At 45.8% G+C, this 8,383-nt stretch carries 7 protein-coding genes; 4 read left to right on the top strand and 3 right to left on the bottom strand.

What is annotated here, in order from left to right; translation table 11 throughout:
- Positions 1-241 precede the first annotated feature (241 nt).
- From PJF56_RS17415 to PJF56_RS17400, 4 genes are all read left to right on the top strand, one after another.
- Positions 242-2,266, top strand: coding sequence for a GspE/PulE family protein (locus PJF56_RS17415; RefSeq protein WP_283763969.1), 2,025 nt, complete (start codon positions 242-244; stop codon positions 2,264-2,266).
- 76 nt (positions 2,267-2,342) lie between these two features.
- Complete coding sequence (locus PJF56_RS17410) at positions 2,343-3,422, top strand: type IV pilus twitching motility protein PilT (protein ID WP_283763968.1); 1,080 nt, start codon at positions 2,343-2,345, stop codon at positions 3,420-3,422.
- A 47-nt stretch (positions 3,423-3,469) separates the two neighbouring features.
- Positions 3,470-4,708 (top strand): type II secretion system F family protein, encoded by a 1,239-nt coding sequence (locus tag PJF56_RS17405; RefSeq protein ID WP_283763967.1) that lies wholly within the window; start codon positions 3,470-3,472, stop codon positions 4,706-4,708.
- Between the two features lie 81 nt (positions 4,709-4,789).
- Positions 4,790-5,383 carry a hypothetical protein gene (locus tag PJF56_RS17400; RefSeq protein WP_283763966.1) on the top strand — a complete coding sequence of 198 codons (594 nt, stop codon included), beginning with the start codon at positions 4,790-4,792 and terminating at the stop codon, positions 5,381-5,383.
- A 4-nt stretch (positions 5,384-5,387) separates the two neighbouring features.
- Here PJF56_RS17400 and PJF56_RS17395 read toward each other — a convergent pair whose 3' ends face one another.
- From PJF56_RS17395 to PJF56_RS17385, 3 genes are read right to left on the bottom strand one after another with little or no spacing between them, the layout of a single operon-like run.
- Positions 5,388-5,852, bottom strand: a complete 465-nt coding sequence (locus PJF56_RS17395) for a nucleoside 2-deoxyribosyltransferase (protein WP_283763965.1) — start codon at positions 5,850-5,852, stop codon at positions 5,388-5,390.
- Between the two features lie 41 nt (positions 5,853-5,893).
- Positions 5,894-7,150 (bottom strand): O-antigen ligase family protein, encoded by a 1,257-nt coding sequence (locus tag PJF56_RS17390; RefSeq protein WP_283763964.1) that lies wholly within the window; start codon positions 7,148-7,150, stop codon positions 5,894-5,896.
- Complete coding sequence (locus tag PJF56_RS17385) at positions 7,147-8,292, bottom strand: glycosyltransferase (protein WP_283763963.1); 1,146 nt, start codon at positions 8,290-8,292, stop codon at positions 7,147-7,149. Before PJF56_RS17385 ends, PJF56_RS17390 begins: the two co-directional genes overlap by 4 nt.
- Positions 8,293-8,383 lie beyond the last annotated feature (91 nt).

Genomic DNA, 8,383 nt, shown 5'->3' with positions numbered 1-8,383 from the left:
GACAAAAAGACTGCCAGTGATGGAAGTCTGAACCGTATCAATGACAATGACTGATTTTGCTAGTAGCCGGATGAGGTGAAAGTCTCATGTCCGGTTTTGAACGGGAGGGGGAGATGGTAACATCTCTCTCGACCCTAATAAGGATTAGCTGCAAGCGCCCTCTAGGCTACTCTTAAACTCAGAGTTAGTTTCTTCCGAGGATATCTAAATTAATTCATATTAGAGGAGATCTTCACCCCTTATGACAAAATCGCCCATGCAACGCCGACAGCAGTCTAAAGCCTTGATTGCTGTTGCCAATAATCTCTCTCCCTTTGGCAATAAACTGGTTCAGTCTGGGTTTATTGAGCGAGATGATATGGAAAAGGCTCTGGTGGAAAGCCGGAAAAGTAAGCGATCGCTCACTGAAGTGCTGGAGCAACTCACCGGTAAGCAACTTTCCCCAGATCTGATTCGCCAGTACAAAAAGCAGCAACTTTTTGAACTCAAAATTCTATACGGTGTCGATTCCCTCGATCCGGAAATTAATGAAATCGATACGAATCAAGTCAGTGAACTGATTGATACATTGATCCCTTTGGATCTGTGTCGGCGCTATCAATTGGTTCCCCTGTCTAAAAATAACGCCAATCCTCCCGCCGTATTGGTGGCCTTGGTAGACCCCGATAACTTAGCGGCTCAGGATGATCTCAATCGGGTCTTGCGTCCCCAGGGGCTAACCATGAACCGGATGGTGATCACCACGGAAGATTTTCAGGCGATCATCTCTAAATATCTGGATGAACAGGTTAAAAAATCACCCGATCCGAAAAAGGTTGATTCTAAACAACTAGAAATTGATATTAGCCAATTTGGGGAAGTCGATCTCGAAGAAGGTGAGGATGATGAAGTCTCCGATGCTGACCTGAATAAAGCCCTGGGAGATGCCGAAAGTGCCCCCGTGATTAAGGCGGTTAACCAGATTCTCGCGAAAGCTTTATCGGAAGGAGTCTCTGATATTCATGTGGAACCCCAAGAGGAAAACTTGCGGGTTCGGTTTCGCAAAGATGGGGTCTTGCAACAGCCCTTCCCTCCTTTCCCGAAAAAGATTATTCCAGCCATTACCTCCCGATTTAAGATTATCGCGGATCTCGATATTGCGGAACGACGCAAACCTCAAGATGGTCGGATTCGCCGGGTCTTCCAAGGTCGGAAAGTAGACTTCCGGGTGAATACTCTGCCCGCTCGTTATGGTGAAAAAATTGTCCTGCGGATTTTGGATAATGCCTCAACCCAGTTGGGCTTGGATAAACTGATTACCGATCCAGAAACCTTGGAAATGGTTCGAGAAATGGCTTCTCGACCCTTTGGACTGATTCTGGTGACGGGGCCTACGGGGTCGGGTAAATCGACGACCTTGTATTCGATTTTGGCTGAACGCAACGATCCAGGAATTAATATTTCCACGGCTGAAGACCCAATTGAATATGCCCTTCCGGGAATTAACCAGGTGCAGGTGGTGCGGGCAAAAGGCATGGACTTTTCCGCCATTCTGCGGGCGTTTTTGCGGCAAGACCCGGATGTGATTCTGGTGGGAGAAACGCGGGATAAGGAAACGGCAAAAACGGCGATTGAAGCTGCCTTAACCGGACACTTGGTATTGACAACCTTGCATACCAATGATGCATCGGGGGCGATCGCCCGCCTAGATGAAATGGGTGTAGAACCCTTCATGGTCTCCGGGGCACTCCTAGGAGTAGTCGCCCAACGGCTGATGCGACGAGTCTGTAGTGAATGTCGCACCCCCTATACCCCCACCCCAGAGGAACTCTCTCGTTTTGGTTTATCTGCGGCCAAAGAAGGAAATTTAACCCTCTATAAAGCCAACACCATTGCCCCCGATGAACGGGCAGCCTTAAAAGAACAAGGAGAACTGTGTACTAAATGTAATGGCGTGGGGTATAAAGGACGCTGTGGGGTCTATGAACTGCTGCGGGTCACTGAAAATCTACAAGTTCTGATTAACCAAGGCGCACCCACGGAACGGATTAAAGAAGCAGCCGTTGAAGAAGGCATGGTTACCCTGTTAGCCTATAGCTTAAACTTGGTGCGGGAAGGATCGACTACCCTAGAAGAAGTAGAGCGGGTAACCTTTACCGATAGCGGTTTAGAGGCAGAACTCAAAGCCAAACGAAAAGTAGGGCTGACCTGTCGTGTCTGTGGAGCCGGACTTCAGCAAGAATGGATAGATTGTCCCTATTGTATGACCCCTAGATTTAGTGATTAATATCCCCTTTTTCGATCTAGATGTATGGGGTTTAAATGGATTAACTGTTGTGTAACTGATTGTAGGAGGAATCCTTATGGACTACATGATCGAAGATGTAATGGAATCCTTGGTTGAACAAGGAGGATCGGATATGCACATTCAAGCCGGTGCGCCGATCTATTTTCGTCTCAGTGGTAAATTAACTCCCCAGCCTCAGTTTGGGGAAATGCTCGATCCTCAAGACTGTCAGCGCCTGATCTTTGGGATGCTCAACAATAACCAGCGTAAAGATTTAGAACAAAACTGGGAATTGGACTGTGCCTATGGGGTGAAAGGACTCTCTCGCTTCCGGGTGAATGTGTATCGGGAACGGGGCTGTTATGCGGCTTGTCTGCGGGCATTGGCTTCTAAAATTCCTAATTTTGAGAAGTTGGGCGTTCCAGAAATTATGCGGGAAATGTCCGAGCGTCCACGGGGAATGGTGTTAGTAACCGGACAAACTGGATCGGGTAAAACTACGACTATGGCGGCGATTTTGGATTTGATTAACCGCACCCGTGCTGAACATATTCTGACGGTAGAAGACCCGATTGAGTATGTGTTCCCTAATATTAAAAGTTTGTTTCACCAACGGCAACGGGGAGAAGATACGAAGAGCTTTTCTAATGCCTTGAAAGCGGCGTTGCGGGAAGATCCAGATATCATTCTGGTGGGGGAAATGCGGGACTTGGAAACCATTAGTCTAGCGGTATCGGCGGCGGAAACGGGTCACTTGGTCTTTGGAACCATGCACACCAATAATGCGGCGGGTACGATTGACCGGTTATTGGATGTGTTCCCTCCCATTCAACAGCCCCAAATTCGGGCGCAAATGTCGAGTTCGATGGTGGGGGTTTGTTCCCAAAATTTGGTGGCTAAAATGGGTGGAGGACGCTGTGCAGCTCAGGAGATTATGGTGAATACGCCAGCTATTGCTAACTTGATTCGGGAAGGAAAAACGACTCAAATTTACTCGGCGATTCAAACCGGTGGGAAACTGGGAATGCAAACGATGGAAATGGCGCTGGCGAAATTGGTTAATGATGGCAAAGTTTCCTATGAAGATGCGATCGGCAAATGCAATAAAGTCGATGAGCTGATGCGCCTCGTTCAACCTGCCAAACAAAAACTCTAAATGTAACTGATTCACCCACCCCAATAATTTGATGAAGTAAATGAGCTATGCCTAACTTTGTTGCTGATGTTCGAGATTCCATGGGAAATGCCAAGCGAGAAACCGTTAAAGCGGACTCCCTTGGCGCAGCTCGTTCTGAGTTGCTCAGTCGAGGGTTAGAGGTCGGCGAAGTCAAAAAAGCACCCCTATTTGACTTTGCCAACATTGACTTCGACGAGTTAAATGAAAACTTTGCGGCGGCGACTGCTAGTGTCACCGTAAAAGATAAAGCCATCTTTTCTCGCCAGTTTGCGGCGATGGTCAATGCTGGGGTGGGAATGGTGCGCTGTCTAGGGGTTTTAACTGAACAATGTGAAAACCCTAAACTGAAAAGGGCACTCAAAGCAATTTCGGCAGAAGTGCAAGAGGGGTCAAGTTTATCTGAGTCTATGGGTAAACACCCCGATTGTTATGATGACCTGTATGTGGCGATGGTTTCAGCCGGGGAAGTTGGGGGGGTACTCGATGATGTCCTCAACCGTCTAGCGAAGTTGCTGGAAGATTCGGCTAGGCTGCAAAACCAGATGAAGTCAGCTATGTCTTATCCCACTACTGTGGGGAGTTTGGCTGTGATTATTTTTATTGCCTTAACGGTGTTTCTGATTCCGACATTTGCTGGCATCTTTGAAGATATTGGAGTCGAGTTGCCTGCGTTTACTCAAATGATGTTGGTGATTAGTGGTTTTTTGGTCGATGCGAAAAAGTCAGTGACGTTGCTTGTCATCTTGATTGTTCTAAAAGTTGCCTATGATAACTGGTACAAAACCCCTCAAGGTAAGAAAATCATGGATAAACAGTTCCTGAAATTGCCTTTGTTTGGGGATTTGATTAAGAAAACGGCGACGGCTCGGTTTTGCCGCACGTTCGGTACGCTATCCCGTGCAGGGGTTCCGATTCTAACCTCTTTGGAAATTGTCCGGGATACATCGGGAAATCAGACGATTGCTGATGCGGTGGAAGCTTCCCGCCAAGAAATTCAAGGGGGGGGGATGATTAGTGCAGCTCTTGACCGGTATAAGGTGTTTCCTGCCCTGGCGATTTCGATGATTAGTATTGGGGAAGAAACGGGACAAATTGACCAAATGCTGATGAAGGTGGCTGACTTCTATGAAGATGAAGTGGAACAAGCGGTAAAAGGGTTAACCAGTATGCTTGAACCGGTGATGATTGTGGTCATCGGGGGTATGGTGGGTTCGATTTTGCTGGCGATGTACCTACCGATGTTTAAGGTGTTTGAAACGATGTAAGCTCTGAAATGATGACGGAGAAGTCAATCCGATGATGGATGGATTCTCCGTTTATGGTGAGATAGACGATAAATTAAGACGATGACGATTAAAAAATCCCATTATGAAGCCCTATTAGCAGAATACAGTAATCTGAAGTCGGCGATCGCCCTGTTGCGTCAATATCGCCCCTATGTGGAATTTCTGCCCAGTCTCCGACGACCGGAAGATAGTTTGATTTCTATCCCCTTGCCTATTGTGGATTTGAAACCGAGGGAAATTATCTCTGAAGGAACTCATCAGCCTCCGGTTGGATTAATCCAGCTCCCTTGCGATCTGGGTTTGCTTATGTGCGATCCAGAGTGGAAAATTAAGACAGGAGTAGAGATTTTTGTTTTTATTCACCGTCCCGGTGAAGATTTTTCCGATCTATTGGGACGATGGCGACAAACTCAAGTTTGGTTAGATGGGGATTATCAGTGGGTGATGCCTCTGAATTATTCCCATATTATTAGTGAAGGTTCTGAGAAAATTTTGCCCATCTTTATTCTCTTTCCAGAAACTCCCGAACGGATTAAACGGGGATTACAAGGTGCTGGATTACCATTTTTACTTCAAAATCCTTCCCTCTTACTTGAAGAAGATGCCAAGGCTTTTGAACTAGAAAATGTGGATGCCCAATCTTATGATATATAGGGGATTATTCTAGGATCTTCTGCAAAATGGGAAAGTAATCTTCTCCCGGAGCAATCATTGTAATGTTAGAGGGAATTGTTTTGGGTAGGTTCTGTTTAGCTAGGAGTAAATGGTTGCAGCTTTGAAGTAGCATTAAATTCAATCCCCAGTCATCTCCCGTTCCCCGAAAATCTGTTCGTAAGCCGATCACGGGTAGTTTCTTAGCGTAAGCATATCCAACTTCAAAACAAGTGCCAGAATCTGCGTCTGAACCATCTAATATTGCTAAGACGAGATGGGCGCGATCGAGTCCATATAAACAGCGCTTAAATATATCTTCAGTTTTAGTCAGGTTTTTTGCTTCTTCTTGGGGTAAAAAAACAGTGTGGCCAGCAGATTGTAATTGTTGCGCTAATTTAGCATTAAATTCTTGCTCGGCTTGTGTAAATAAGGGAGCAGCGAGGTATATCCAAGAGGGTTCATTAAGCATAAATGATGGGTAAGATCGGTGTCTAATTATATAGTAGTTTATCATTTATGAATTACATCGGATACCATTCGGGGGCGAGACTGAATGAGGGGACGTACGAACCAGTAAATAGCTATGGTGGTTACTGCATATTCATAGATAAAGTAATCAACCATTTGGGAGGATAAGAAGAGAATGGAGGGAATAAAGTGAAGCAGGGTTTGATGGTCTTTAACTGCTATTTTCCAGACTACGCCTAAAGTCAATACAAAGAATAAAACACCAATGATGCCCAGTTCAACCCAGATCCCCAAGAAGAGGTTGTGGGTATTAAAGCGAGAGTGACCATAGATTTGATGACAAAAGACTTCCTGAAATACGCCAATTCCTACTCCAGAAACTGGGTATTCTAATGCGGTTTTGGTGGCTTGTTTCCATAAAATGAATCGATCATCTACGGAGGTGTGGGGGACTGCTGGGGGGTGAAAGGTGGCTAAGTTGATGGAGGAAGTCTGGGCGATCGCCGCTTGTGGTGTATTGAGATTGGCCCAGAGTTGGGGAATAATGCGCTCGGAGGAGGGTTGAATGAGGAGTAAACAAACGATTAGAAACAGGAAAAGGTTGGTTGCTAATCGAAAGGAGATATAGTTATTGATCCTGACTAAAACTAAGCCGATCGCAAAGACGAGCCAACCGTTACGACTTCCGGATAGGGCAATGAGGATAATGAAGGGATACACCCAATATTGGCGAGGAAGATAGGAGCGATCGCGATTCCATAGTAAGGTGATGATACTACTGATGGCCATCAGTACGCCAAAGGGATTGGGGCCTTGGATAATGGAGTGGATACGGGGATAATGATCGGGGTAGCTGAAGAAATTGATTAGCTCATTGTGGGGAAAGGCTTGTTCTAGAAATCCTCCCATCCCGATCAAAGTCAGAATAGACAACGCTATTTTATCGGCGGTTGAAGTCTGGGGTATTGCCCTCAGCAGAGCCACGAAAGCACATAAAACGATCGCATAGATTGAGTATTTTAAGCTATAGTAAAGGGCGATCGCTCTCCAATCACTCAAAAGGGCGGAAATCCAGACCCAACTATAAAACAAGCCTAGTAATATCCATAACTGACGATGACAGCGAAATTCCCGGATTAGGGCTGGCCAATTGTGGATAATTGCCACGAGTCCCACCGATCCCATGAGGATAAAATGAATACCAATGCCCACATCAGGAACTTTCAGCCGTGATAGGAGGGATGATCCAAGCAGTAGTAGCAATAAGGCTTGATTGAGGTGACCTGAAGAAGGCTTCATAGACGGGGAAGAGCTTGTTGAGAAAGTAAGCGATTGAGTTGATGAACAAATCGATCGGTACTGTAGGTTTGTATCACATAATTTCGGAGGGATTCAGGTTCATAGAATCGAGGGTTGGGGTATTTTTTTTGTAAAATTTTGTAAAGGGTATGGGCGATCGCCTCCACATCTTCAGGATCGACTAAACTGCCCCATTCTCCTCCCGCTAAGGGATCGATCGCCCCATCCTGATTTCCCCCCAATACGGGTTTTCCGCAAGCCATGGCCTCTAAATAGACAATACCAAAGCCTTCTCCTTTACTGGGAAGAGCAAAAACATCGCACAGATTATAATGGTCGCAGAGTTCTTCATCAGGAATTAAGCCCGTGAGGGTAACGGATGAACTCAGATTTAGAGTCTCAATTTTCGCTTCAATCCACGGGCGATCGTCCCCTTTCCCGACTAATACATAATGAAGATTGGGAATTTTTGGGCGCAGTAAAACCAGAGCATCCAAAAGGATGCCATACCCTTTATATCGGGCGGAACGTCCGAGACGACTCACGGTTAAAATGACCGGTTGTTCTGGAGAGAGTCCATAGCGTTCGAGTAAATACTTGGGTTTGGGTTTAATCTCAAACCGTCGATGATCGAAAGTATTGGGTAAGACAACCACTTGCGCTGGTTTTAACTTCTGTTCTAACAGTAGCCGCGATCGCGTATACTGACTGACAGCGACTACGCGATCGGCATGACAAAGTGCCCTCTGTAGCCCAATTTCCGCAATGTCCCAAACCTCAGTTCCATGAGCAACGACCCAATAGGGAATCCCCAACCATCGCTTAATCCAATGGAAGACCACACTATAGTTAACATGAGTACAAATCATTAACTGGGGACGCTTTTGAAGACTGAGTTGTAGTAAAATGAGTGCTAAAAGCAGACTTTGCATCCAACGAGGAAAGCGGCCAAAACCCCAAAATCGTGTTTGAGGGAGAAAATCATGGGATGGGGGAATCTTTCGGTCATATTTGAGTAAGACATGATATTGACATTCAGGATAGAGCTGTTGTAAAGCCTGGAGGAGGAAGGCAGAATAGACCTGGATTCCTCCTTTGAAGCCAAACATATTGGGAAAAACCAGTAAAAATTGAGGAGTCATAAGTTTCAGCACCATTACCACAGGAGAAAGATTTCCCCTATAGGGTTCTCACTTGAAATCAGCCATTTTTATGCAAGTTCTCGGAAATTGT

Source organism: Roseofilum halophilum BLCC-M91 (assembly GCF_030068445.1).
GTDB classification, from domain to species: Bacteria; Cyanobacteriota; Cyanobacteriia; order Cyanobacteriales; family Desertifilaceae; genus Roseofilum; species Roseofilum halophilum.
The sequence above is the reverse complement of the archived record's forward strand: the minus strand, read 5'-3'. Positions and strand labels throughout refer to the sequence as shown.